Origin of the sequence: Rhodococcus sp. Chr-9, assembly GCF_000801125.1 — a bacterium.
Classification (GTDB): Bacteria; Actinomycetota; Actinomycetes; order Mycobacteriales; family Mycobacteriaceae; genus Rhodococcus; species Rhodococcus pyridinivorans.
This window is the reverse complement of sequence record NZ_JTIZ01000089.1, coordinates 214,733-239,987: the sequence shown is the minus strand read 5'-3', so window position 1 is coordinate 239,987 and position 25,255 is coordinate 214,733. Positions and strand designations below refer to the sequence as shown.

Annotated in this window: 26 protein-coding genes and 1 pseudogene; 15 read left to right on the top strand and 12 right to left on the bottom strand. The window is 68.4% G+C overall.

Annotated features, from left to right (window positions below; all coding sequences use genetic code 11):
• Positions 1-78: 78 nt before the first annotated feature.
• Positions 79-1,080, top strand: coding sequence for an alpha/beta hydrolase (locus tag QR64_RS13140; protein WP_039585464.1), 1,002 nt, complete (start codon positions 79-81; stop codon positions 1,078-1,080).
• 500 nt (positions 1,081-1,580) lie between these two features.
• Here QR64_RS13140 and QR64_RS13135 read toward each other — a convergent pair whose 3' ends face one another.
• A complete protein-coding gene (locus QR64_RS13135; RefSeq protein ID WP_039585463.1) occupies positions 1,581-1,784 on the bottom strand; it encodes a PspC domain-containing protein in 204 nt (67 codons plus the stop codon).
• Between the two features lie 197 nt (positions 1,785-1,981).
• Between QR64_RS13135 and QR64_RS27825 the strand changes: the two are divergent.
• Positions 1,982-2,815: pseudogene (locus QR64_RS27825) on the top strand (NADPH-dependent oxidoreductase); the annotation flags it as partial.
• A gap of 27 nt (positions 2,816-2,842) precedes the next feature.
• Here the strand turns inward: QR64_RS27825 and QR64_RS27820 are convergent.
• On the bottom strand, positions 2,843-3,184 hold the full coding sequence (locus tag QR64_RS27820; protein WP_006553618.1) for a hypothetical protein: 342 nt from the start codon (positions 3,182-3,184) through the stop codon (positions 2,843-2,845).
• Between the two features lie 168 nt (positions 3,185-3,352).
• On the opposite strand from QR64_RS27820, the gene QR64_RS13125 reads away from it, so the two are divergent.
• Positions 3,353-4,210, top strand: a complete 858-nt coding sequence (locus QR64_RS13125) for an alpha/beta fold hydrolase (protein ID WP_039585461.1) — start codon at positions 3,353-3,355, stop codon at positions 4,208-4,210.
• On the opposite strand, the gene QR64_RS13120 is transcribed toward QR64_RS13125, so the two are convergent.
• The 4 genes from QR64_RS13120 to QR64_RS13105 are packed head-to-tail and all read right to left on the bottom strand — an operon-like array spanning position 4,196 to position 8,740.
• Entirely contained in the window at positions 4,196-6,052 is a 1,857-nt protein-coding gene (locus tag QR64_RS13120; RefSeq protein WP_039585459.1) for a sugar phosphate isomerase/epimerase and 4-hydroxyphenylpyruvate domain-containing protein, read from the bottom strand. The two genes, QR64_RS13125 and QR64_RS13120, sit on opposite strands and share 15 nt — an antisense overlap.
• Entirely contained in the window at positions 6,052-6,918 is an 867-nt protein-coding gene (locus tag QR64_RS13115; RefSeq protein ID WP_019291127.1) for a shikimate dehydrogenase, read from the bottom strand. The genes QR64_RS13120 and QR64_RS13115 overlap by 1 nt, the downstream gene beginning before the upstream one ends.
• A complete protein-coding gene (aroQ, locus tag QR64_RS13110; protein WP_006553614.1) occupies positions 6,915-7,385 on the bottom strand; it encodes a type II 3-dehydroquinate dehydratase in 471 nt (156 codons plus the stop codon). The genes QR64_RS13115 and aroQ overlap by 4 nt, the downstream gene beginning before the upstream one ends.
• Positions 7,382-8,740, bottom strand: coding sequence for an MFS transporter (locus tag QR64_RS13105; RefSeq protein WP_039585457.1), 1,359 nt, complete (start codon positions 8,738-8,740; stop codon positions 7,382-7,384). Before QR64_RS13105 ends, aroQ begins: the two co-directional genes overlap by 4 nt.
• Positions 8,741-8,843: 103 nt before the next feature.
• Between QR64_RS13105 and QR64_RS13100 the strand changes: the two genes are divergently transcribed.
• Entirely contained in the window at positions 8,844-9,848 is a 1,005-nt protein-coding gene (locus tag QR64_RS13100; RefSeq protein WP_019291129.1) for a LacI family DNA-binding transcriptional regulator, read from the top strand.
• Positions 9,849-9,900: 52 nt separating this feature from the next.
• Here the strand turns inward: QR64_RS13100 and QR64_RS13095 are convergent, their stop codons facing one another.
• Positions 9,901-11,919, bottom strand: a complete 2,019-nt coding sequence (locus QR64_RS13095; RefSeq protein ID WP_019291130.1) for a prolyl oligopeptidase family serine peptidase — start codon at positions 11,917-11,919, stop codon at positions 9,901-9,903.
• On the opposite strand from QR64_RS13095, the gene QR64_RS13090 reads away from it, so the two are divergent.
• Positions 11,918-13,252 (top strand): wax ester/triacylglycerol synthase domain-containing protein, encoded by a 1,335-nt coding sequence (locus QR64_RS13090; protein ID WP_082331842.1) that lies wholly within the window; start codon positions 11,918-11,920, stop codon positions 13,250-13,252. The genes QR64_RS13095 and QR64_RS13090 overlap by 2 nt on opposite strands.
• A gap of 30 nt (positions 13,253-13,282) precedes the next feature.
• Complete coding sequence (locus QR64_RS13085; protein ID WP_006553609.1) at positions 13,283-14,128, top strand: SDR family oxidoreductase; 846 nt, start codon at positions 13,283-13,285, stop codon at positions 14,126-14,128.
• Positions 14,129-14,165: 37 nt separating this feature from the next.
• Here the strand turns inward: QR64_RS13085 and QR64_RS13080 are convergent, their stop codons facing one another.
• Positions 14,166-14,456 (bottom strand): hypothetical protein, encoded by a 291-nt coding sequence (locus QR64_RS13080; RefSeq protein WP_039585454.1) that lies wholly within the window; start codon positions 14,454-14,456, stop codon positions 14,166-14,168.
• 182 nt (positions 14,457-14,638) lie between these two features.
• Between QR64_RS13080 and QR64_RS13075 the strand changes: the two genes are divergently transcribed.
• From QR64_RS13075 to QR64_RS13060, 4 genes are read left to right on the top strand one after another with little or no spacing between them, the layout of a single operon-like run.
• Positions 14,639-15,547: an ABC transporter ATP-binding protein gene (locus QR64_RS13075; RefSeq protein ID WP_019291133.1), complete on the top strand. Its 909-nt coding sequence runs from the start codon at positions 14,639-14,641 to the stop codon at positions 15,545-15,547.
• Positions 15,544-16,344: an ABC transporter permease gene (locus tag QR64_RS13070; protein WP_024101788.1), complete on the top strand. Its 801-nt coding sequence runs from the start codon at positions 15,544-15,546 to the stop codon at positions 16,342-16,344. The genes QR64_RS13075 and QR64_RS13070 overlap by 4 nt, the downstream gene beginning before the upstream one ends.
• A gap of 26 nt (positions 16,345-16,370) precedes the next feature.
• A complete protein-coding gene (locus tag QR64_RS13065; RefSeq protein WP_052227305.1) occupies positions 16,371-17,606 on the top strand; it encodes a sensor histidine kinase in 1,236 nt (411 codons plus the stop codon).
• On the top strand, positions 17,603-18,241 hold the full coding sequence (locus tag QR64_RS13060) for a response regulator (protein ID WP_006553604.1): 639 nt from the start codon (positions 17,603-17,605) through the stop codon (positions 18,239-18,241). The genes QR64_RS13065 and QR64_RS13060 overlap by 4 nt, the downstream gene beginning before the upstream one ends.
• A gap of 13 nt (positions 18,242-18,254) precedes the next feature.
• Here the strand turns inward: QR64_RS13060 and QR64_RS13055 are convergent, their stop codons facing one another.
• From QR64_RS13055 to QR64_RS13050, 3 genes are all read right to left on the bottom strand, one after another.
• Positions 18,255-18,701, bottom strand: a complete 447-nt coding sequence (locus QR64_RS13055; RefSeq protein WP_411908080.1) for a hemerythrin domain-containing protein — start codon at positions 18,699-18,701, stop codon at positions 18,255-18,257.
• A complete protein-coding gene (locus tag QR64_RS28875) occupies positions 18,674-18,913 on the bottom strand; it encodes a hypothetical protein (RefSeq protein WP_411908079.1) in 240 nt (79 codons plus the stop codon). The genes QR64_RS13055 and QR64_RS28875 overlap by 28 nt, the downstream gene beginning before the upstream one ends.
• Before the next feature lie 148 nt (positions 18,914-19,061).
• A complete protein-coding gene (locus QR64_RS13050; protein ID WP_235367120.1) occupies positions 19,062-19,787 on the bottom strand; it encodes a TetR/AcrR family transcriptional regulator in 726 nt (241 codons plus the stop codon).
• Between the two features lie 97 nt (positions 19,788-19,884).
• Here QR64_RS13050 and QR64_RS13045 point away from each other — a divergent pair, with 97 nt between their 5' ends.
• From QR64_RS13045 to lpdA, 3 genes are all read left to right on the top strand, one after another.
• Complete coding sequence (locus QR64_RS13045; protein WP_039585656.1) at positions 19,885-20,841, top strand: ABC transporter ATP-binding protein; 957 nt, start codon at positions 19,885-19,887, stop codon at positions 20,839-20,841.
• Positions 20,838-21,659, top strand: coding sequence for an ABC transporter permease (locus QR64_RS13040; protein WP_039585449.1), 822 nt, complete (start codon positions 20,838-20,840; stop codon positions 21,657-21,659). The genes QR64_RS13045 and QR64_RS13040 overlap by 4 nt, the downstream gene beginning before the upstream one ends.
• Before the next feature lie 63 nt (positions 21,660-21,722).
• Positions 21,723-23,126, top strand: coding sequence for a dihydrolipoyl dehydrogenase (lpdA, locus tag QR64_RS13035; RefSeq protein ID WP_039585447.1), 1,404 nt, complete (start codon positions 21,723-21,725; stop codon positions 23,124-23,126).
• Between the two features lie 74 nt (positions 23,127-23,200).
• Here lpdA and QR64_RS13030 read toward each other — a convergent pair whose 3' ends face one another.
• The gene (locus QR64_RS13030) at positions 23,201-23,884 is read right to left on the bottom strand and encodes a helix-turn-helix transcriptional regulator (RefSeq protein WP_235367119.1); all 684 of its coding nucleotides are present in this window, start codon (positions 23,882-23,884) and stop codon (positions 23,201-23,203) included.
• A gap of 179 nt (positions 23,885-24,063) precedes the next feature.
• Between QR64_RS13030 and QR64_RS13025 the strand changes: the two genes are divergently transcribed.
• Both QR64_RS13025 and QR64_RS13020 read left to right on the top strand, forming a co-directional pair.
• The gene (locus tag QR64_RS13025) at positions 24,064-24,876 is read left to right on the top strand and encodes a class I SAM-dependent methyltransferase (RefSeq protein WP_019291139.1); all 813 of its coding nucleotides are present in this window, start codon (positions 24,064-24,066) and stop codon (positions 24,874-24,876) included.
• Positions 24,876-25,208, top strand: a complete 333-nt coding sequence (locus tag QR64_RS13020; RefSeq protein WP_006553595.1) for a hypothetical protein — start codon at positions 24,876-24,878, stop codon at positions 25,206-25,208. The genes QR64_RS13025 and QR64_RS13020 overlap by 1 nt, the downstream gene beginning before the upstream one ends.
• Positions 25,209-25,255: the final 47 nt, after the last annotated feature.

Here is a 25,255-nt window from a genome sequence, read left to right as displayed (position 1 = left end):
TCGGTACGTTGTTCCTGGTGCAGGTGGGTTCACCATTCGGTGGTCCACCGCGGGTGACGTGGTTCGGAAGGTATTTCAGTGGGTTTGGAGTGGTTTCCACGAGTGCTCGGCGCGGTGGCCGTAGGAACGCTCGTTGCCGTAGCCGCGCCGGCACCCGGCTCGGCCGAGCCGGTCTCGGCTCTGTCGTCGATCGAAGCAGGAACCGATCGGAACTCGATCGTCCGTGTCTATTCGGCTTCGATGGACCGAATCGTCTCGGTGAGGGTCCGTACTGCTGCCGACGACTCGGAGCCACGCCCGACGCTGTACCTGCTCAACGGATCGACCGGAGGGGAAGAGGGCGCCGCGACCTGGCATTCGGAGACAGACGTCGACGACTTCTTCGATGACAAGAACATCAACCTGGTTACGCCGCTGGACGGTGCGTTCAGCTACTACACCGATTGGTTGCACGACGATCCGGTGCTCGGACGCAACAAGTGGACCACCTTCCTCACCCGCGAACTGCCCCCCATCATCGACGAGACCTTCGGTACCAGCGGCGTGAATGCGATCGCGGGACTCTCGATGGGTGGCACATCCGTTCTGAGCCTGGCCGTTGCCGAACCGAAGTTGTACCGAGCGGTGGCCGCCTACAGTGGTTGTGCCGAAACAAGTACGAATCTGGGTCGCTTCTACGTACGTACGGTGGTGGAAGCCAAGGGCGGTGCGGACGTCGAAAACATGTGGGGGTCCTCCAGCAACCCGGCCTGGAGTATGAACGATGCTTACGTGCACGCCGAGCGTCTACGTGGCATCGCATTGTACATATCGTCTGCTACGGGATTACCCGGTAAATACGACAACCTCGAATCACCGACGGTTGACGGCGATCCCGAAGCGCTGATGAATCAGGTGGTCGTCGGAGGCGTCATCGAAGCAGCCGTGCATCAGTGCACTCTGCGATTGGCGAAAAGGCTCGAAGAACTCGATATTCCTGCCCATATCGAGTCTCGTCCGACCGGCACGCACTCCTGGGGTTATTGGCAGGAGGATCTACATAATTCATGGCCCATGATTGCCGAGGCCGTCGGATTGTAATTCGTAACTTGCAATTCGGACAGAGTTCGGCCGCAGCGCGGTACGCTGCGGCCGAACTCGTCAGCAATTCGATGGGGAAACCCTCCGATTCCCCTATCGAAGGAGCATTACACTCCGGCGCCGCCCACGGAACCGCCGACCTCGACGCTTCCGGTTCCGAGGATTCCGAGAACGTCACGGATGCCCTCGAAGCCGACCTGTACGAGCTGAAGCAGAAGATCCAGCATGTTGTCTCCCTTCGGTTCTTCGACAGCGCTGCTGCCACTCTCTTCCCTTTGCGCCCCAACATCAGGCGCAATACGAGTGTTACACAGTCGTGGCGAACTCGCACGACGAGATAACGAAATCTGCTCTATTCGCACTCGTTCGACGGCTGGAATCGCATATGTGTAACGAAGTATCAGGAGCATTGACGCCGTCGAAGCGCGCGATTCGGATCCGAGGTCATTCCCTTACCATTTGCGCGCTCCGGTCGCGTGGAATTCGAAACAATCCGAATCTCACGCGTCGGGGATCAGCATCCACAGGGCGAGGTAGAGCAACACGGCGGTGCCGCCCGTGACGAAGGCGGCGAGGACTGCGCCTGCACGCACGAGGTTGAGGTCGACGTTGAAGTACTCGGCCAGTCCGGCGCACACACCACCGAGCATGCGCTGGGACGAGGAGCGGGTGAAGGGACGGGGAGCCTGGTTCTCGAAGTTCATGTATTCATCCTGTCGCCGTAACGGCCTCGGCACATCCGGGAACGGCCCGGATCTTCACCCTGATCTTCGTCTCGGGGTCGGTCGGACGAGCCGGCCCGAACAACGCAGAAATCACGCTGAGGGCAATGCTCGGCGACCGGGGCGCGAGGAGGCAGACTCGACCGTCGGTACTGCCGATCAGAAGGAGATCTCCCGTCATGACCGACGTCGTCCTGGACGAACAGCTCGCCGCACTGCGCCGCAGGTACGGCACCCGGGCCGCCGAGCAGGTGGCCGGACGCGGTGGCTCCGGCGCGTGGAACGACGTCATCGCTCTCCAACTGGCGCATCGCTCCGTGCGAAAGTTCCTTCCCGAAGCGGTCTCCGAGGACGATCTGCGCGCGATCGTGGCCGCGGCTTCGTCCGCCGCGAGCTCGAGCAACCTGCAGTTGTGGAGCGTCGTGGCCGTCACCGACCGCGACCGGCTCGCCCGGATCGCGACTTTCGCCGGCAACCAGCCGGCGGTGCGTGACGCTCCACTGCTGCTCGTGTGGGTGGCCGACCTCGCCCGGGCGGCGCGGGTCGCCGAGCAGCACGACAAGGATCTCGTCAACGTCGACTACGTGGAGTCCGCGCTGCTCGGGGTGGTCGATGCCGCGCTCGCCGCACAGAATGCGGTGCTCGCCGCGGAATCGCTCGGCCTCGGCACCGTCTACATCGGGGCCATCCGCAACCATCCGCGTGACGTGGCCGCAGAACTGGCTCTGCCCGACCACAGTTTCGCTGTGGTCGGGCTGGTGGTGGGCCGTCCCGATCCCGAGGTGGAGTCGGAGGTCAAGCCGCGGTTGGGCCAGGACGTGGTGCTGCATCGCGAGCAGTACTCGACCGAGGAACGGGATGCCGGCCTCGCCGCCGATGAGGAGGAGATCTCGGGCTTCTACCGCGATCAGGGTCTGGCGGAGAGCTGGGTCGAACGTGTACTCGGGCGCTTCGCGTCGCCCGGCGCGCTCGGGAGCAGGGAACAGATGCGGGAAGCTCTGCGGGAGCGCGGTTCGGTCTGGACTGACCGCAGGGAGGCGTCAGCGGCACACGACCGTCAGGCCGACCCCGCGCCACACCTGACGTTCGACACGATCGAACTCGTTGTCGTCACTGTCGTATTCGTACTCGACCTCGGTCCGGTATCCCCGGTCGCGCTGAGCGGTCACGGTGCAGTCGCCGCCGGCGGAACCGGACCGGTTGACGATCGAGTACGGCACACCCTCCGCGGCGAGCACGGCGACCGCGGCCTGCTCGCTCGAGCCGACCACACCGGGCGCGGGTTGTGCTGTGGCAGTTCCTGTTCCGAGCAGTACTGCGGCGGTGCCGAGCGACAGGACGGCGGCGGTCGCGAGACGGGAGCGGGTGACAAGAGTACGCATGGGTTCCTCCGAAAGGGTGCTGGACCGGACATTTCGATCGTCCGCCGCGACCCGGCCCGAGCACATCCGGGCACGACCCCCATCCCGACCCTGAATTCCGGACTCGGGGTGGCAGGGACACTGGGGAAACCGGCACCCGCCGCGTCCGGATCGGCCTAGTCTGGGCCGGTGGAGACCGTACCGATCCAGCTTCCCGGGGGCACCACGGCCCCGGTGCGCCTCTTCGCGGGACCCGACCACGAGCACGAGACACGCCGCGACGCCTCCCGCGCCGTCGTGGTCGTCGTCCCGGGCCTCGGTATTCCCGCCGGTTACTACGAGCCGTTCGCGCAGGCGATCACCGACCACGGATTCGACGCGGCGATCTGTGAACTGGCCGGCCAGGGCGACAGCCGTCCGAGGCCGGGACCGGACAGCACGTACGGCTACCACGAGATCGTCGCGACGCATTTCCCCGCCGTCTTCGAGGTGGTGCGGGAACGTTTTCCCGACTCGACGCCGTACCTGCTCGGTCACTCCATGGGCGGGCAGCTCGGCGCGCTCTACGCCGCGCGCATCCGCGGTCGGCTCGGCGGGCTGATCCTCGTCGCGTCGGGCACGCCCTACTACCGGCACCACGGCGGCGTCCGCGGCCCGGGACTGTGGCTCGGATCGACGGCGATGTCGCTGACCGCCGCGGTCGCCGGGTTCTGGCCCGGCGACCGGACCGACGTCGCCGGCTTCGGCCGGCAGTCGCGCGCCCTGATCTCCGACTGGGCACGATTGGCCCGCACCGGCCGGTTCGAACCGGCCGGCGCGGACATCGACTACGAGGAACGGATCGGGCGGCTCACGCTTCCCGTCCTGTCGATCACGATCGACGGCGACGAACTCACCCCCGTCGCGTCCGCACAGCACCTGCTCGAGAAGCTGCCGTCCACCGAGATCACCCGGTGGCACAATCCGCGGGCCCTGGGCCACAACGGCTGGATCCGCGACAACGACGACACCGTCGCGAAGATCGTGGCGTGGTTACGTGACCGCTGACCCCGCGCGGGCGGCCGCGGCGAGCCGGACGTGGGCGTTCGGGGAGCCGTATCCGGTGTAGCCACCACGCCGTTCGAGGAGTTCGACCTGGAATCCGCCCTGCGCCGGGAACGTGTAGGCGTGCAGGAATTCACCGCCGTCGTCGTTGCGGTCGTAGAGCAGGCCGTTGCTCTGCAGGGCGGTGAGCAACGCGGGGTCGAGCGCGAACCGCGCATCGAGGTCGGCGTAGTAGTTCGCGGGTGGCCGGAGGAACTCCACACCGCGTGCACGCGCGTGGCGCACCGAGTCGACGACGTCTGCCGTGGCGAAGGCCAGCTGGGTCACCCCGTGCGGTTGTGGCGCCGCACCGGTCTCGGAGACGTTCAACGCGACCCGCAGGTCCCCCTTCTCCGCACGCAGGGCGCGGATACGCAGGCGGCCCTGCGGCTGGATGTACTCCTCGGGGTCCTCCGGACGCAGTCCGAACAGGGTGCGGAAGAACGACAATTCCTGGTTCAGGTCGTCCGCCGCGACCGTCACGTCGACGTGGTCGAGACCGAGCCATCCCTCGTCGGCCGGGGGAGTGACTGCGGCGTCGTCGGACACGAAAGTGCCCGGGGCGCCGTCGGCCACGAAGTCGTTGTGCCAGTCGTCGGTCTGCCCCGCCTCGGCACTGACGAAGACGTGCAGGCCGGAGGGGGAGGTGATGCCCGGCAGGCCCGCCTCGCCCTCCCCGCGGGTGCGGTCGACCGCGGGCCACAACAGGCTGGCGGCGCGTTCGGCCACCGCGGCGACGTCGGGGGCGACGAGACCCAGCGCGGTCGCGGCGGGGCCCGGCGCGGGCTCCTCGTTCAGGACGACGTTCGCGCCGCCGTTGCGCCACCACACGACGGGCTTGCTGCGGTGCCGGCCGGCGACATGGAATCCGAGTCCGGTGAGCAGCGCCGGGTAGTCGGTGCGGTCGGGGTCGGCGAGTTCGACGAACGCCGCGTCGGTGTGCGCCGGAAGCGGCGGTGCGACCGTCACCTTCTCGCGTGCGGGCCCGGTGACCCGCGCACCGAGCCGGTCCTCGAGGAACAGAAGCGACCGCATCGCGTCGCGCGCGGTCACATGCGGATCCGCTTCGCGCACCACGTCGCTGAAGACCTCGAGCGAGAGCGGACCGTCGTAACCGGCGTCGAGCACGGCCGCGACCACCCCCGAGACGTCGAGCATGCCCTGCCCAGGGAAGCACCGGAAGTGGCGGCTCCATTCGAGGACGTTCATGTCGAGCACCGGGGCGTCGGCGACCTGCAGGAAGCCGATGCGTTCGCCTGGGATGCCGGCCAGGGCGCGTCCGTCGTCGCCGCGCGCGAGCATGTGGAAGGTGTCCACGGCCAGCGTCACGGCCGGGTGGTCGGCGCGTTCGACGAGATTCCACGCCTGCCCGACCCGGTTGACGTGGCGTCCCCAGGCGAGGGCCTCGTAGGCGAAGGTGACCCCGTGCGAGGCGGCGAGATCGCCGACGGCGCGCAGCTGTTCGGCGGACAGTTCCGGATCGTCGATCGCGGTCGGCAGCGCGTTCGAGCACGCCAGGAAGGTCGTTGCGCCGAGCTCGTTCATCACCTCGAGCTTGCGGCGGACGCGGTGCAGGACGTGGGGGAATCGCCGCGGGTCGACGCCCTCGATGTCGCGGATCGGCTGGAACAGGTCGATCGACAGACCGAGATCGGCGCAGCGCCGCGCTACCTCGGCGGGTGACAGCGGCGACGCGATGAGGTCGTTGTCGAAGATTTCGATCCCGTCGAATCCTGCGGCGGCGATCGCGTCGAGTTTGTCGGCGAGAACACCGGAGAGCGAGACGGTGGCGATTCCGCGGCGCATCAGCTGGTCAGCTCCTCGAAGTGTCGGACCATTCGTTCGGCGTCGGGTTCGACGCCCGTGAAGTACTCGAAGGCACCCACGGCCTGGAAGACGGCCATGCCGCCACCGGGCACCACGCGGCATCCGCGGGAGCGGGCGAGGTGGATCAGTTCGGTCTCGAGCGGGAAGTACACGACGTCGGAGACCCACAGGTCCTCGCGGACGAGCTCGGCGGGGACGGGCAGGCCGGGGTGGCCGGTCATGCCTGTGGGGGTCGCGTTGACCAGACCCTGCGCCGAGGCCAGAGCGCCGGCGAGATCGGTGGTCGCGCGGACCCGGTCGTCGCCGAAGCGTTTGGCCAGGCGGGTCGCGCAGGCCTGCGCCTTCTCGACGTCGACGTCGACGATGGACACGTGCGCGGAGCCCTGTTCGAGCAGCGCGTACCCGACGGCCGAACCGGCACCGCCGGCCCCGACCAGCACGGCGCGGTCGGAGACGGCCTCGGGCAGCCGGCGGCGGAACGCGCGCCCCCAGCCGGACCAGTCGGTATTGCGGCCGAGTGCGCGACCGTCCCGGAACACCACCGTGTTGACCGCGCCGAGATCGTGGGCGTCGTCGGACAACTCATCGAGCAGGGGGATGACGACCTGCTTGAAGGGGTGCGTGATGTTGAGCCCGTCGAAGCCGAAACGCTGTGCCCAGTCGAGCATCTCGGCCAGGTTCTCGGCGCCGTAGCCGAGGCGCTCGGCGTCGACGAGGCGGTAGGTCAGGTTCAGTCCCGAGGCGAAGCCCTCCCGTTCCTGCATGGCCGGGGTGAGCGAACCGCCGATCCCGGCGCCGAACAGGCCCAGCAGGAAGGACGTACGTGCGGGCGCTGCGGTGGTCATCGGGAGCTTTCCTTCTTCTCGGTATCGAGTGCGAGTGCGGCCAGGTGACGGACGGCGAACTCGTATCCGTCGGGGCCGCATCCGGCGATCACGGCCTTCGCGACGGGAGCGACGAACGAACGGTGCCGGAACTCCTCGCGGGCGTGGACGTTGGTCAAATGCACTTCCACGATCGGTGCCGCGACGGTCACGAGCGCGTCGTGCAGTGCGACCGAGGTGTGCGTGTAGGCCGCGGCGTTGACGACGAAACCGGCTGCCGATTCGCGGAGTTCGTGGACGGCGTCGATGAGTTCGCCCTCGTGGTTGCTCTGCCGGAAGTCGATGTCGAAGCCCAGGTCGTCGGCGGTGCGGCGGCACGACTTCTCGATGTCCGTCAGCGTCGCGGTGCCGTAGAGATGAGGTTCGCGCGTGCCGAGCAGGTTGAGATTGGGCCCGTTGAGAACGGCGATCGTCGGACGAGCACTCACGATGCCGCTCCGGCGGGGACCGGCGCGGTGTTCCGATCGTGGGGGAGCAGGCCGATCTCACGGGTGGGGATCTTGTGGGTTCCGGACGGTCCGGTGGCCACCGCGATCAGCGAGATGGCGACGGCGCCGACGCAGAACAGGGCCACGCGGTACCAGTTGTCGGCGTTGCCGTCCATGAGCGAGCCGGCGATGGCCGGGGTGAAACCGGCGAGCGCGAAGCCGAACTGGGTGCCGATCGCCATGCCCGACAGGCGGACGCTGGTGGGAAAGTACTCGGCGTAGGTGGCGGGCCACACCGCGTTCGGCATGCTGTAGATCACGCCGGCGAGCAGGATTCCGGTGATGAGCACGAGCGGCACGTCGCCCCGCGAGATCGACCACAGGAAGGCCGTCACCATCACGGCGCTGCCGATCAGGCCGGAGACGAAGACCGGCTTGCGACCGATGCGGTCGGACAGCAGGGCCCACATGGGGATGGTGCCCACGGCGATGATGTTGGCGACGATCGCCAGCCACAGCATCGTGGTGTCGCTGATGCCGATGCCGTACTCGTCGGCTGTGGCGAAGTTGAGGGCGAACACCTGGAAGGCCGTGTTGACCATGGCGATGAAGGCCGCGAAGAAGACGCGCAGGACGCCGGTCCAATGGTGGCGGAAGAGCACGGCCAGCGGTGCCTTGGGGGCCTCGTCGTGCGCCTTCTCGGCGTGGAACTCGGGGGTCTCGTCGAGGCTGCGCCGGATGAGGAAACCGACCAGCACGATCACGGCGCTGATCCAGAACGGCACGCGCCAGCCCCACGACTGCAACTGCTCCTCGGACAGCAGCGCGATCACGGGCAGGAACATCAGAGGTGCGAGCACCTGGCCGCCCTGCGTGCCGCTCAGTGTCCAGCTGGTGAAGAAACCGCGTCTGTCGTCGGGGGCGTGTTCGAACGACATCGAGTTCGCGCCGGCCTGCTCACCCGCGGCGGACAGCCCCTGGAGCAGCCGCAGCACGACCAGCAGGATCGGCGCGATCATGCCGACCTGTCCGTAGGTCGGCAGGCAGCCGATGAGGAAGGTCGAGACACCCATCAGTAGCAGCGTGCCGACGAGGATCAGCTTGCGGCCGAAGCGGTCGCCGATGTGGCCCATCAGGACGGAGCCGAAGGGGCGCGCGACGTAGGCGACGCCGAAGGTCGCGAGCGACGCGACGGTCGCGACCGCCTGGTTGCCCTCGGGGAAGAAGATCTTCGGGAAGACGAGCGCAGCGGCGGTACCGTAGATCGCCAGGTCGTAGTACTCCAGTGCGCTGCCGCTCCACGCGGCGAGGGCCGCCTTGCGGGGCGTGCGCTGCACCGTGGTGTTTTCAGTCATCGGATGCCTCGGGGGGTGGGTCTTCAGTATCGGATACACGGACGTTATGGGTGTGGCGCAGCCCACGACAATCGTTTGCCATTTTTTTTGCCATACTGTCCGTATGTCGGCCTCTCCGCGTTCACGGAAACGCGCCACCATCACCGATGTGGCCCGCGAGGCAGGGGTCGCGGCGTCGACGGTCTCGCGCACGTTCACCAAGCCCGGTCGCGTCAACGCCGCCACTCGCGACCACATCCTCGAGGTCGCCGACCGGCTCGGCTACGCACCCAACCCCGCGGCCCGCGCCCTCGAATCGGGACGCACCAACACCCTGGCGCTGCTGGTCCCCGACATCACGAACCCCTTCTTCTCGGGCGTGATCAAGGGGGCCGAACGCGCCGCCGTCGCCTCCGGCCGGACCCTCGTCCTCGCCGACACCCAGGAGAGCGCGACCACCGAAGCGCACATCATCCGGCGGCTGGGGCCGGCCGTCGACGGTTTCGTCCTGGCGGCCGCCCGTATGCCGGACGACGAGCTGCGGCGCGTCGCCGAATTCGACGCCGTGACCCTGGTGAACCGGGCGATCCGCGGAATCTCCTGCGTTGTCGCCGATTACGAGACGGGCACGCGGCAGATCGTCGACCACCTCGCGTCGCTCGGGCACCGCTCGTTGCTGTTCCTCGGCGGTCCGCCCGAGTCGTGGTCGGGAGCGCGGCGCTGGGCCGGTCTGCAGGCCGCGGCGCAGGCTCACGGCATCGCGGTGCGTCGCTTCGGCCCCTACTCGCCGACGCTCGGTGGCGGTGCCGCCGCGGCCGACGCCGCCGTGGCGGCCGGTGCCACCGCGGTGGTGTGCCACAACGACATGCTCGCCATCGGGGTGCTGCGCCGGATGCGGGAACGCGGGGTGTCCGTCCCGGAGCACGTGAGCGTGGTCGGATTCGACAACATCTTCGGCTCCGACCTGTGCCGGCCGTCGCTCACCACGCTCGCCGAACGCACCGAGGACGCCGGGGCGCGCGCCATCGAGATGCTCGCCCGGCAGGCCTACGAGCGGGTCGCGGTGGCCGACGAACTCGTGCTCCCGACGCAGCTCGTCGTCCGCGAGTCCACCGGACCGGCGAGATGAGGGAGGTTGTGTGCGTCTTTCTCGACGAGAACGCACACAGCCTCCCCGAAGTTCACCGGTTCGCGAGCTTGTCCGCCAGGAAGGTGAACGTCAGCGCCGACTTGAACGCCGCCTGGGCGTTGTCGGCAGCGCCGCCGTGGCCGCCCTCGATGTTCTCGTAGTACCGGACCTCGTGACCCTGCTCTTCGAGCCGCGCCACCATCTTCCGCGCATGGCCGGGATGCACCCGGTCGTCGCGCGTCGACGTGGTGACGAGGATCGGCGGGTAGTCGGCATCCGGGTCGGTGTTCTGGTACGGCGAGTACTTCGACAGGAACTCCCACTCCGCGGGGTTGTCGGGGTCGCCGTACTCGGCCATCCACGACGCACCGGCGAGCAGCAGGTGGTAGCGCTTCATGTCGAGCAGCGGCACCTGGCACACGATCGCCCCGAACAGTTCGGGACAGCGGGTGAGCATCACGCCCATGAGCAGACCGCCGTTGCTGCCGCCCTGGGTGCCGAGCTGCTCGGCCGTCGTGATCCCGCGCGCGACGAGATCCTTCGCGACCGCGGCGAAGTCCTCGAAGACCTTGTGCCGGTTTTCCTTCAGGGCCTGCGTGTGCCAGCTGGGTCCGTACTCGCCGCCACCGCGGATGTTCGCGATGACGTAGGTGTAGCCCTTCTCGAGCCACGCCCGCCCGACGCCGCCGCTGTAGGCCGGCACCATCGAGTTCTCGAACCCGCCGTACCCGTACAGCAGTGTGGGCGACGGGGTTCCGGTGTTGCTGCCGACCACGAAGTAGGGCACCTGCGTGCCGTCGTCGGACGTCGCGAAGAACTGCTCGACGGTGATGCCCTCGGCGTCGAAGAACGACGGGGCCTGCTTGATCGCCTCCACCGGGCCGCCGACCGTCCCCGACAGCAGGGTCGCAGGGATCGTGAAACCGCTGGAGTTGAGGAAGAAGTCGTCGCTGTTGAGCGGATCGACGTCGATGATCGAAGTCGACGTGGCATCGGGGACGTCGGGCAGTTCCTCGTCCGACCAACCGTCCTCACCCGGTGTGAGCACCCGCACGCGGGTCTGCACGTCGCGCAGTGTGACGACGAGCAGGTGATTCTGCGTCCACGCGTACTGCTCGAGCGAGGTGTGCTCGTCCGGGGCGAACAGCACCGTCACCTCACGCGAGCCGGCGAGGAAGGCCGGATAGTTCGCGGCGAGCAGCGTGCCGGCGGGATGGCCGAGCCATTCGGAGCGGGTGCGCACGAGCAGGTGGTCGCGGTACACGCTCACCCGCGCGTCGTCGGGAACATCCAGTTCGACGAGCTCGCCGTCCGCGGTGAGTTCGAAACGCTGCGCCCGGTAGAAGTCGATCGCGCGGTCGACGAAGCTGCGCTCGTATCCGGGAGTGTTGTCGTACCAGGCGGAGACAGCGACATCGGTGCGCTCACCTTCGAAGACCGTCTCGGCCTCATCGATCGGAGTGCCGCGCCGCCAACGCTTCGCGAGTCGCGGATAACCCGAGTCGGTGAGCGACCCGTCGCCGAAATCGCTTCCCACATAGACGGTGTCGGAGTCGATCCACCCGATGTCCGTCTTCGCCTCGGGTAGTTCGAAACTGTCCGGGCCCGAGACGAATCGTCGCTCGACGAGATCGAACTCGCGGATCACACTCGCGTCGGCACCACCGCGCGACAAGCTGATGAGCGCGCGGGTCTGATCGGGCCGCAGCACCTGGGCACCCGACCACACCCAGTTCTCGCCCTCTTCCTCGGCGACGGCGTCGAGGTCGACGAGGACGTCCCATTCGGGTTCGTCGCGCAGGTACTGCTCCATCGTCGTGCGACGCCACAGGCCGCGTACGTGCTCGGCGTCCCGCCAGTAGTTGTAGAGGTATTCGCCCCGCCGACGCGCATAGGGGATGCGGGCGTCGGTGTCGAGGATCTCGCGGATGCGGGATTCGAGGTCGGTGAAGCTCTCGGTGCGGGTGTACTCCTCGACCGTTCGGTCGTTCCGGGCACGCACCCAGTCGAGTTGTTCCTCGCCGGTGACGTCCTCGAGCCATAGGTACGGATCGGTCGTGTCGTCGCTCATGATCCATTCATACCCGCCCCGCACGTGCCTCCGGCGGCAGGCAGACTGTGACCTCGTGCAGATGCATCCGTCGGACGCGCGCCGGGAATGGCTCGGCGACCGCATCCCGGGCGACCTGTTCGCCCTCTACTGTTTCGACGCCCCCGCGACTCCGGTCGCCGACGTGCTCGACGAACTGCGGTCGCGGGCGGCGGTGATGGGGGAGCTGCAGGTGCGGATGGTCGAGGTACCCGCGGGTCTCGACTATCCCTACTGGGCAGCGCACACCCCAGCAGAAGACCGGTTCGTCGTCCACGAATCCGGCAGCTACGAACAGATGCTCGTCGCGCTGTCCGGGCTCGTCGCGACCCGCGTCGACGTCACCGTCTCGCCGTGGCGACTGCACGTCTTCCCACATGTCACGGGTGCTCCGCGCGGGAACGGTCCCGCCCTCGTGGTCGTCCTGCAGATGTCGCACGCCTTCGCAGACGGGGTGCGCACCTCCGCGCTCGCCCGCGATCTGCTGGCGGGCACCGCGACACCCACGACACCGCCGCGCGCCCTCTCGCCCGCCGGGATGCTTACGCGTGCCGTCCTGCGGCTGCCGTTCTCGATTCCACGGGTGATCGCCGACGGGCGGCGGTCGGTGGATGCGGCGCGACAGCTCGCCGACCCCTCGGTGCCGCCACCCACCCCGGGGAGGCCGCTGGTCGCTGTGAACACCGCACCCGGGCCGCGGCGGACGGTCCGCACACTCGTGTTCGACTCCGCCGCCCTGCGCAGCGTCGGCACGGTCACCATCGGTGCGCTCACGGCCATCGGCGCCGCCCTGTCGCAGTTCCTCGGCGTCGACGAACTGTCCGCCGAGGTGCCGGTCGCGGTGGCGCCGGGCACGGCCCGCAACAGCTACCGCAACGTCGGCGTCGACCTGCACTGCGCGCTCCGCGAACCGCACGAACGTGCCGCGGCGATCGCCGCCGACCTGGCGTTGCAACGGATCCGTGCGCGGCACCCCGCCATGGCGATCCGGGTCCGCACCGACGACCACGTCCCCGCACCGTTGCTGCGGTTCGGTACCGACCGACTCGACCTGTCCGTCGTCCCACCCACCGTCACGGGCAACACCGTCGTGTCGAGCGTCTACCGAGGTCCGGCCGACCTGGAACTCGGTGGCGGGCGGGTGCGGTTCACCTCGGGCTTCCCGGGCCTGTCGCCCGTGCAGGCGCTCACCCACGGCGTGCACGGGATCGGCGACACCGTGACCCTGTCGGTGACGACCTCCCCGGATGTCCTCGACGCGGCAGGTCTCGCTCGGTACGTCGCCCTGCTGCACGAGGCGGTCGCCTCGCTGTAACGTGCCCCGAATCCAACGATGGAGGGGCACATGGCGGCTTATGCGGTGACGGGTGCCGCCTCGGGAATGGGCCGGGCGAGCGCGGAGCGGCTGCGGGCCGCCGGGCACACGGTGATCGGCATCGACCTGAAGGACACCGAGGTCACGGCGGACCTATCCACTCCGGAGGGTCGTTCCCACGCCGTCCGGGCCACGCTCGAGCTGGCGGGCAGCCGTCTCGACGGTGCCGTGCTCGCCGCGGGCCTGGGCCCCACCCCCGGCAAGGAGGAGATCATCGCGCAGGTCAACGTGCGCGGCGTGATCGACCTGCTTGTCGGATGGCGAGCAGCTCTGGCCGCCTCCGCGAACAGCAAGGTCGTGGTGTTCGGATCCAATTCGACGACCACGACTCCCGGCGTGCCGAACTCGGCGGTGAAGGCCTTCCTCGCCGGCGACATGGACAAGGGCGTCGTGCGCACCACCCGCATCTCGCAGGCGGGCCCGCCGTTCACCTATGCGGCGTCGAAGATCGCCGTGACCCGATGGGCGCGACGCGCCGCGGTCACCCCCGAGTGGGCGGGTGCCGGCATCCGCCTCAACATCCTCGCGCCCGGAGCGATCTCCACCCCGCTGCTCGACGCGCAACTCGAGAGCCCCCTCGGGAAGGTGGTGGAGAGCTTCCCCGTTCCGCTCGGGGGCTTCGGGAAGCCCGACGAGATCGCGCAGTGGGTCGAATTCATGCTGTCCCCGGCGGCGGACTTCATGACGGGCAGCGTCGTGGTGGTCGACGGCGGCACCGAGGCGTACTTCCGTCCCGACGACTGGCCGGTGCGGGTCCCGTTCCGGTCGATCCCGCGCTACCTGCTCGGCATGCGCAGGTTCGGGCGCCGCAAGTGAGGGTCCGCGCAGCGCGGACCCCCACCGCGCTCCCGTATCAGGCGAAGTAGTCGCCGAAACCGTAGATCGCGTCGAACGCGCTGGTGGGCAATACATCCACCGCGTTCACGCGGTAGGACGAGTACGAGTCCTGCATCAGGTCGCGCACGAACCGCAGGGCGTGGATCGCGTCGACGGCGTCGACGGTGATGATGAGCTGGGCGCGACCGTTGTCGCTGCGGCCCACCGCCCCGTGGTGCGGGACGATCGGTTCGATGAGGTCGACGGTCTCGTCGTCGGTCAGGAGATCGAGGTCGGCGTCGATTTCGATCACTGCGTTGTATTCCATGTGGGTTCTCCCGGTTCGAACACCCGAGCGGCCTCGCGCCGCGCGGGTTGATCTCGACGGGGAACACGCACGGCGACATCATGCCCGAACCGGATGACCCTCGCCATCATCCGATCGGGGGGACATCCGATCGAGACGGACGGACGATGTGCGGGACCCGTGCTCCGCGCGACGCTCGATGCATGCCGATCGTCGAAGTGAACAATCTGCACAAGTCGTACGGAGGTCGCGCCGTCGTGGACGGCGTGAGCTTCGAGATCCACGAAGGTGAGATCTTCGGGGTCCTCGGTCCGAACGGGGCCGGGAAGACGACCTCCGTCGAACACATCTCGGGTCTGCGAAAACCCGATGAGGGCACCGTCCGCGTCGCCGGCCTCGACCCGGTCCGCGACCACCGGGCCGTCACCGAACTGCTCGGCACGCAGTTGCAGCAGAGTGAGCTGCAGCCGAAATTGACCGTGCGCGAGGCCCTCCGGTTGTACGCGGCCTTCTACGCCCGACCCGCGGACGGCGATGTGCTCGCCGAACGCCTCGGGCTCGGCCGCATGCTCGACACCCGGTTCACGAAACTGTCCGGGGGCCAGAAACAGCGGTTGTTCATCGCACTGGCACTCATCGGTTCACCGCGCGTCGTCGTCCTCGACGAACTCACCACCGGACTCGACCCGCGTGGGCGCCGTGACACCTGGGAACTGATCGAGGAGGTGCGTGATTCCGGCGTCACCGTCCTGCTCGTCACACATTTCATGGAAGAGGCACAACGCCTCTGCGACCGTGTCGCGGTCTTCGATTCCGGGCGCATCCGTGCGCTGGGAACGCCGGCCCAGCTGATCGGGCAGTCGTCCGCAGCGATCGTGGTCTCGTTCCACCCGTCCGGTCCGCTCGACCCCGCGCTCCTCGAAGCCCAGCCCGGCGTCGTCTCCGTGCACACCGCCCGGGAACGGGTGGCCGTCGAAGGCAGTGAGGAGTCGATCCACGCGGTACTCGGCCTGTTGGCACGCCTCGGCGTCACGGCCGAACGCCTCCGCATCGCCGAAGCGACCCTCGACGACGCCTACCTCGATCTCACCGACACCAGGAGCACGTCATGACCGACCCGACCGTCCGCACCAGGCTCGTCGAGACGTCGACGACGAGCACCCCGGCGATGTCCGCATCGACCGCCGTTCTGCGTACCGAGGCACGACTGTTCACGCGGGAACCCGGGGCGCTCTTCTGGATCCTCGTCTTCCCCACGTTGTTGCTCGTGATCCTCGGCCTGATTCCCGGTTTCCGGGAACCGGATCCGGACCTCGGTGGTCTGCGGGTGATCGATCTGTACGTCCCCGTGGCGATCCTCCTCGCGATGATCGTGGCCGGTGTCCAGACGATGCCCGCGGTGTTGTCGTCGTACCGAGAACGGGGAATCCTCCGCAGGCTCGCCGTGACCCCGGCGAGTCCGTCGCACCTGCTGACCGCACAGATCGTGGTGCACGCGATCGCGGTCCTGGCGTCGGTCTTCCTCGCACTGATCGTCGGTCGGGCGGCCTTCGGAGTCGCCTTCCCCGCCCAGCCGTGGGGATACGCACTCGCGGTACTCGTCACTCTCGCTGCGGCACTGAGCGCGGGAGGGACACTGGCTGCGGTGGCACCGTCCGTGCGGATCGCTCAGACGCTGGGCACGATCGTGTTCTTCCCGTTGATGTTCAGTGCGGGCGTATGGCTTCCGGTGCAGGCGATGCCCGAGCTGCTGCGACGGATCGTGGAGCTGACACCCTTCGGTGCCGCAGCGCAACTGCTCGACGAGACCGCCGCGGGCGGCCTGCCGAATCTCGGTGGCATCGCGGTCGTGGTGGGTTGGACCGTCGTCCTGACCGGCGTGGCGATCCGGTGGTTCCGTTGGCAGTGACGGCGTCGACCGTCATCCTGGAAGCCATGACGGCACCGACGACCACCGACGATCCGTGGCTTCGGACCTACAGATGGGCGCCGGTGGGGATGCTCGCGACCGGCACCGTCCTGTCCGTCGGCACCGCGACGTTGTTGATGAGTCCCGCCGAGCGGTACACGGCAGCGGTGCTCACCGCGGTGGCGGTGGGTCTGGAACTGTGGCGCGGTCGCCGCCGCCGGTCGATGCCGGAGGGCGACGCGGTCTACTACCTGCTCCGGTCCGCCCTGGCGTTCGTCCTGAGCTGGCTCAACCCGTTCTTCGCGATCTACGCGGCCTCCGGCTACTTCGATGCCCACGCGATGCTGCCGGACCGCTGGATCCGGTTCGGGCTGATCGTCACCGCCGTGACGGTGGCGGGTTCGCAGGCGGGTGGTCTGCCGCCGGAGGACACGACGATGTGGATCGCGTTCGGGCTCCTCGTCGTGCTCAACGCCTCGATTTCCATGCTGATGATGAGGCTCGCCGAACGTGACGAGCAGCGAAGTCTCGAACGGCTCGCTGCGATCACCGAACTCGAACGCACCAACGTCCGACTCGAGAACGCGCTGTCCGAGAACCAGGCCCTGCACGCGCAGCTGCTGGTGCATGCACGGGAAGCGGGGATCGACGACGAGCGCCGCCGGCTCGCCGCGGAGATCCACGACACCCTCGCCCAGGGCCTGGCCGGGATCGTCACGCAGTTGCAGGCGGCGCAGGACACCGCCGATCCGGAGGCGGCGCGGCGCCACGTCGAGAGGGCCACGGACCTTGCGCGACGCAGCCTCGGCGATGCCCGCCGCTCGGTGCGCAATCTCGCTCCCGAGGCACTCGAGCACCGCACGCTCGACGACGCGCTGGCCCACGAGGTGGAGAGATGGTCGGCCGAACACGGGATCCGGGTCGATCTCACGGTCACGGGCACCACCGAACCGTTGCACGACGACATCGGCGTGACGTTGTTCCGCATCACCCAGGAGGCCCTCGCGAACGTCGCCAAGCATTCCTCCGCACACCGTGCCGGTGTCACGGTGTCCTATATGGACGACGAAGTGAGTGTGGACATCCGGGACGACGGATGCGGTTTCGATCCGTGCGCGACACCGGGCGACGGATTCGGGTTGCGGGGCATGCAGTCCCGTGCCGACCGGATCGCCGGCGTCGTGGACGTCGAGTCCGAACCGGGTGTGGGGACCGCGGTCTCGGTGCGGGTGCCGCTGATCAGGGCCGGGAGGACGTCGTGACCGACGCGGACGAGATCACCGTGCTGATCGTCGACGACCACCCCGTCGTGCGGGACGGCCTGCGCGGAATGTTCGCCGCATCCCCGGAATTCGACGTGGTCGGAGAGGCTGCCTCCGGTCCGGAGGCCGTGACCCTCACGCTCGAACTCGACCCCGACGTGGTGCTCATGGACCTGCGGATGCCGGGAGGCGGGGGAGTGCAGGCGATCACCGAACTCGTCGCGCGAGGTGCGCGCAGTCGCGTCCTGGTGCTGACGACCTACGACACGGACGCCGACACCGTGCCTGCGATCGAGGCCGGCGCGACCGGCTACCTGCTCAAGGACGCTCTGCGGGACGACCTGTTCGCCGGGGTGCGGGCCGCGGCGGAGGGACGGACCGTCTTGTCGCCGGTGGTCGCGTCGCGGTTGATGAACCACATGCGGACACCCACCGCCCCGCAGGCGCTCAGCGCCCGGGAGCGTGAGGTGCTGGCGCTCGTCGCGAAGGGCACCTCGAACCGGGCCATCGCCCAGGAGCTGTTCATCAGCGAGGCGACCGTGAAGACCCACCTGACCCATGTCTTCGCGAAGCTCGAGGTGAAGGACAGGGCGGCCGCGGTCGCAGTCGCCTACGACCGCGGGATCCTGGGTTAGCCGAACAGCAGGGTCAGCCGAACACCGCACGCTCGCGGCGTCGTTGCCGACGGGGGAAGACCGCGACCATCAGTCGCACCGGAAGGGGCAGTTCGCGGCGGACCCGCTCGGTCTCGTCCTCGGTCATCACGGCGAAGAAGCGGGTGAGGTCGAAGTCGGCCCGGCCACCGCGCTGGGCGTCCTTCTCGAACCGCTGCCACGCGTCGGCGGAGACGTGCCCGGTGATGAGCGGGAAGACCGTTCGCTCCTCGTCCGCGATGTGCTCGTGGAGGTGCTCACTCAGCGTGCGGAGGGTGCGTGCGAAGCCGGCCACTGCCGCGGGGTCGGGGAGCCCGCGGGTGAATTCGCCGAGTTCGTCGAGGAGCGGGTCGAGTTCGTCGTGGTCGTCGGTGAGTTCGGTGAAGTCGACGTGGGGTCCGGCCGACGCGGTGATCAGCGGCCAGAGTGCGAGGTCCTCCACGTTGTGATGGTGTGGAGACTCGCGACGAACAGTCCGACGTAGTCGGCGGTCGCCGCGTAGCGGGCCCTGTCGAAGCTCGACGGATCTGCGAGCATCCGGTCCGCCAGTTCGCGGAGCCGGGTGACGTCGCGGAGGATCACGCGGTGCGCGAGCCGCATTCCGAGCAGGTCGTCGTCGGTGGTGAGGCGCGGGGTGAGGGATGCGGAAGTCATGTCGGTAGCGTGCGCGGCCGGACTTGGAACCGGCTTGGTGCCGAGCGGGCGCCGGAGATCGTCGCGCACCAAGTGGTCGCCAAGAATGTCTCCGCGCGCTCGGTCCGTGATCATCACTCCGGCGCTTGCAGGGAGCCGGCAGGCGATGTCAGCGGGTCGGCGCGATGCCGAACAGGAGCGCGTCGATGCCGGCGCGGAACGCACGGTCGTTCGCATCGGATCCGTCGTCCGCACCGCTGCGGCTGTCCGCATCTGCGACATCACCTGCGGATCCTCCGGCGGACGCGCCGGTCATCAGGGCGGTGAGATGCGGGTAGTCGCCGTGCTCGAGCATCGCGGCGATGTGCGCGGCTCCGCCGCCGGCCGCCCCTGCAGACATCCCGGCGGCCTCCTGCGCGGTGAAGTTGGTGACCCACCCCGACAGGAGGGCGACTCCGGTCATCGTCGCGGTCGGGTCGAGTCCGGCGGGGGCGAGGGCGCCGACGAGGTGGTCGAGATACCGCATCGAGTTCGGGCCGAGCGTCGATGCCGTGACCTGGCTCAGCCAGGGATGCCGGCGGTGGATTGCGCGGGACTGTTCGGCGACGTCGAGTACGTCGGCGCGCACGTCACCGGTCAGCGGAGCGAAGCGGTATTCGGCTCCGGCCCGGTCGACCATGAGGTCCACGAGATCGGTCTTGCCGGAGACGTAGCGGTAGAGCGACGCGGGGGCGGTGCCGAGGGCGTCGGCGAGCCTGCGCATGGACAGGGCGCGGATGCCGTCCTCGTCGGCGATCCGCACGCACGCGTCTGCGAGCTGGTCGAGCGTGTAGGCCGGTCGCGGGCCGGGGCGCCCGGTGTCGGACCGCAGCCAGATCGAGTCGGAGACCGTCATGCAGGACAGCATGCCTCCTCGAACGGGTTGCGAACGATGTTCGCAGATGCGTACCCTCGAACTGCGAACGGTGTTCCCAATCGAGAGGTGGATCGTGATGGCACTCGAGGCGGAAGGCCTCACCCGGGCGTTCGGCGATCGCATCGTCGTCGACGACGTCCACCTGCGCGTCCCGCCGGGGCGCGTCCATGCGCTCCTCGGTCCGAACGGATCGGGGAAGACCACCATCGTCCGGATGCTCGCCACCCTGCTGCGGCCCACGGCCGGACGTGCCCGCGTACGCGGCTTCGATGTGGTGCACGACGCGACCCGCGTGAAGCGCTGCATCGGCTTCGTCGGCCAGTACCACGCGGTGGATCTACGACTGACCGGTGTCGAGAACCTGATGATCGTCGCTCGCCTGCATGGTCTGGCCGGCCGCGCCGCCCACACCCGCGCGGTCGAACTGCTCGACCGCTTCGGCCTCGCCGATGCTGCGAACCGGCAGGCGAGCACCTGCTCCGGCGGCATGCGCCGGCGGCTGGATCTGCTCGCCGGGATGCTCGTGCGACCCGACGTGCTCTTCCTCGACGAACCGACCACCGGTCTCGACCCGAGCAGCCGCAACGAGATCTACGGGATGGTCGGCGAACTGGTCGCCGAGGGCACCGCGGTCCTGCTCACTACGCAGTATCTCGACGAGGCCGACCGGCTCGCCGACGACATCACCATCCTCGACGCGGGCCGGACGATCGCGACCGGCACTCCCGCCGAGATCAAGGAGGCGGTCGGCTCCGGACTCGACCTCGTCCTCCCCGGTGCCGCCCACATCGACGAGGCCGTCGCCGTCATCGGCGCATTCGGCCTGCGCCACAACGGCATCCAGGTGCCGGTCGAGAACGGCTCGGTCCGGCTGTCCTTCACGACCGACGCCCACTCGGTGCCGCTGCTGCCCGTGCTGCGCGCCCTCGACGACGCGGGTGTCCCCGTCGACGACATCGGCCGTCGCCGCGTCGGTCTCGACGAGGCATTCCTGACCCTGACCGGACGCGAGCGAATCGAGGAGTCCGCATGACCACCATCCACGAGTCCGGCCACGGCAGTTCTGCCCTCACCGGCACCCGGACGTTGCTGCATCGCGTCCTGCTGACCTACCGGCACTCGCCGGCCCAGCTGTTCGTCACCCTCGCCGCACCGCTGGGCATGATGCTGCTCTTCGGATTCGTCTTCGCCGGCGCCCTGTCCGGTGGCGAGGGCGCCGCCTACCGCGCATACCTGATGCCGGGTGTGCTCGTCCTGGTGGCGGCCATGGGCCTCGCGACCACCGCCGCCACCGCGAACGCCGACATGCGCAGCGGACTGTCGGATCGCTTCCGGACCCTGCCCACCTCCCCGGTGGCCGCGCCCGCCGGACTCGCCTTCGCCGAGACCCTGACGTGTGCGGTCACGCTGGCGCCGATGGTCGGCATCGGATATCTCGTCGGCTGGCGGATCGAAGCGGGCGCCGGGGAGATCGCCCTCGCCGCGGTGGTGCTGCTGTTGTTCCGGTTCGCATTCTCGTGGGTAGGTGTGTGGCTCGGCGTCTCGATCCGGGACGAACAGGTCCTGCAGCAGTGCGCACCCATGATCTTCGGCACGATCATGTTCTCGAACATCTTCGTGCCCACCGACACGATGCCGGTGGTCGTCCGACAGATCGCCGAGTGGAATCCCGTCAGTGCCGTCGTAGGTGCGCTGCGCGAGCTGCTCTCGGCGTCCGCGCCGGTACCCGCGGATGCGGCGTGGCCGCTGCACCATCCGGTGTGGTCGGCGTTCGGCTGGTGCGTCGTGCTGCTCGCCGTGACGGTCCCGCTCGCCGTGCGCCGATACACGGCCGATCACCGGATCCGGTAGCTACCGGCCGGTAACCGGACCATCGGCAGACACCGGAATCGGGCGGGACTACCCTGTATATCCGTGACCTCACACTATGACGTCGTTGTCCTCGGAGCCGGTCCCGGTGGGTACGTCGCTGCTATCCGCGCGGCACAGCTGGGACTGAGCACCGCCATCATCGAGCAGAAGTACTGGGGTGGTGTCTGCCTGAACGTCGGCTGCATCCCCTCGAAGGCACTTCTCCGCAACGCCGAGCTGGCACATCTCTTCAACAAAGAGGCCAAGACCTTCGGCATCTCGGGAGACGTGTCCTTCGACTTCGGTGCCGCCTACGACCGCAGCCGCAAGGTCGCGGACGGGCGCACCAAGGGCGTGCACTTCCTCATGAAGAAGAACAAGATCACCGAATACGACGGTAAGGGCTCGTTCGTCGACGCCACGACCATCGAGGTGACCCTCACCAAGGGCGGCACCGAACAGGTGACCTTCGACAACGTCATCATCGCCACCGGCTCCGTCACCAAGCTGCTGCCGGGCACCGAGCTCAGCGACAACGTCGTCACCTACGAGGAGCAGATCCTCACCCGCGACCTCCCCGAGTCCATCGTCATCGTCGGTGCCGGTGCCATCGGCATGGAGTTCGGCTACGTCCTGAAGAACTACGGGGTCGACGTCACCATCGTCGAGTTCCTCGACCGCGCACTGCCCAACGAGGACGCCGACGTCTCCAAGGAGATCGCCAAGGCGTACAAGAAGCTCGGCATCACCATCAAGACCGGTGCCGCGGTGCAGAAGATCTCGGACGACGGTTCGAAGGTGACCGTCGAGATCAAGGACAACAAGTCCGGCAACGTCGAGACCGTCACGGTCGACAAGGTGCTGCAGTCGGTCGGCTTCGCGCCGCGCGTCGAGGGCTACGGCCTCGAGAACACCGGCGTCGAGCTCACCGACCGCGGTGCCATCGCGATCGACGAGCGCATGCGCACCAACGTCAAGGGCATCTACGCCATCGGCGACGTCACCGCGAAGCTTCAGCTCGCGCACGTCGCGGAGGCGCAGGCCGTGGTCGCGGCCGAGACCATCGGCGGTGCCGAGACCCTCGAGCTCGGCGACTACCGCATGATGCCGCGGGCGACCTTCTGCCAGCCGCAGGTCGCCTCCTTCGGTCTCACCGAGGAGCAGGCGAAGGCCGAGGGCTACGACGTGAAGGTCGCGACCTTCCCGTTCACCGCCAACGGCAAGGCGCACGGTCTGGGCGATCCCAATGGCTTCGTCAAGCTCATCGCCGACAAGACCCACGGTGAGCTCATCGGCGGCCACCTCATCGGCCCCGACGTCTCGGAGCTGCTGCCCGAGCTGACCCTGGCCCAGAAGTGGGACCTCACGGTCAACGAGCTCGCGCGCAACGTCCACACGCACCCGACTCTGAGCGAGGCGCTGCAGGAGGCCATCCACGGTCTCGCAGGACACATGATCAACTTCTGAGGATGCGGGGCCGACCCGAGGCCCCGCGTTCACCCTTCTTCCGTGTGGGCGGATCCCCGCTCGGATGTACCGGCTCAGCCCGTGACGACTCGACCGTCGTCGCGGGCTGACGTCGTTCCGCCCTTCTCCGGGCGCAGCACCAGCTGCACGAGACAGTTACCGTCCTGCGGGTCGGGCCGGACGTCGACGGCGTAGCGGCTGCGCAGCAGGTCGGCGTGGTCGTCGAGGACACGCTGGATCAATCCGCGTTGGATGCCGCGCACCACTTCGGGATTCGTGCGGGCGATCTCCGCGAGCGGGCACGTGCACAACGTGAGGCTGTGGGTGCCGAAGGCATTCGTCGCGCTCTGCGTCTCGAAACCCAACTGCTGCAGGGCGTCGATGACGAGCGTGCCGGCGTCGACGGTCGGCGCGGGTGCGAGGGCGAGGGCGAGCATGCCCGCCCAGTCCGAGCCCACCTCGAACGCCTTGTCCTCGCGCTCGGTGGGGGTGCCCCCGATCCGCGCGGCGAGCAGCGCGACGAGATCGGTGTAGGACGGTTCCTTCACCGCGACGTAGCCGAGGCGCGGGCGCCCGACCCGCTCGATCGGAAGTTGCCGGGTGCGGACGAGACCTTCCTCCCCGAGGCCCGCGAGATGGAAGCGGACGGTCGTGACGTGCAGGTCGAGCGTGGCGGCGAGATGATGGGCGTCGACCGGGCCCGAGGACTCCCGCAACAGGCCGAGAATCCGCTCGCGTTGCTTCACCCGCCGTGCCAAGTCCGCTCTCCCGTCGCGCCCGCGGTGACTCTCAGGTGAGGGTCACCTTATTAAAAGGAGGAAAATCCTCTATAGTCGGCGCCATGGAGGCGACAACCGACGCACCGTCCACGTTACGACCGGTCCGGAGAGCCTCGGAACCGTAGCCCCCCTTGCCCTCGCGAGAAGGAGTGCAGAACATGGCGGACAAGCACACATCGGAAGACGCTCTCCCCCTTGCGGGTAGGGACACCGCCCACCTGCCGGGACACTGGCTGCTCGCCCGCTTGGGCAAGCGTGTGCTGCGGCCCGGCGGTAAGGAACTGACGGCACGCGTGCTCGCCGACGCGAGGTTGCGTGGCGCGGACGTCGTCGAGTTCGCGCCCGGCCTCGGCCGGACGGCGCAGGAGATCCTCGCGTACTCGCCCGGCAGCTACACCGGAGTCGAATCCGACGAGACGGCAGCCGAACTGACGCGCAAGGCCATCGCCGGCGGAGGCAGTGTGGTCAGCGGCGAGGCGTCGAAGACCGGACTCGACGACGAGGTCGCCGACGTCGTGGTCGGCGAGGCGATGCTGACCATGCAGACCGACAGGCACAAGGCGGAGATCGTGCAGGAGGCCCGTCGGGTGCTCCGTGTGGGCGGCCGGTACGCCATCCACGAACTCGCGATCGAACCCGACGAGGTCGATGACGAGGTCAAGACCGAGATCCGCACGTCGCTCGCGCGCTCGATCAAGGTCAACGCCCGCCCGCTCACCGCGGCGGAATGGCGGACCCTGTTCGAGGAGAACGGATTCGAGGTCGAGAAGATCGGCTTCGCTCCCATGGCGCTGCTCGAACCCAAGCGCATCCTCGCCGACGAGGGCCTGCCCGGCACCCTGAAGTTCGTTCGCAACGTGCTTCGCGACTCCGACGCCCGCAGCCGGGTGCTCCAGATGCGGTCGACGTTCACGAAGTACAAGAAGCATCTGGTCGCGATCGAGATCGTCGCCACGAAGAAGGAAGCGTGATGAGTACACAGCAGGTCGAGGGCAAGCTCACCCGTATCGAGGGGCTCGCGGAGCTCAACGCGGGAGAGGGGAGCGGGCCACGCATCGAGAAGCTCGCGGCGGTCACCGGTGCCACCGTGGTACGTCTGTCCTTCGTCGCCGGGCAGACGATGGACGACCACAAGGCCGGCGCTCCGATCCTCGTGCAGGCCGTCACCGGCGACATCTCGTTCAGCACCGCCGACGAGACCGTGTCGCTCGTACCGGGTACCGCCGTCCACGTCGACGCCGGCATCGTGCACCGCCTCGTCGCGAACGCCGATTCCGTGGTGCAGCTGACGATCCTGCGCTGAGCTGTCACCGATCCCACATCGGCGACGAATGTGCACGTGAGGTGTGC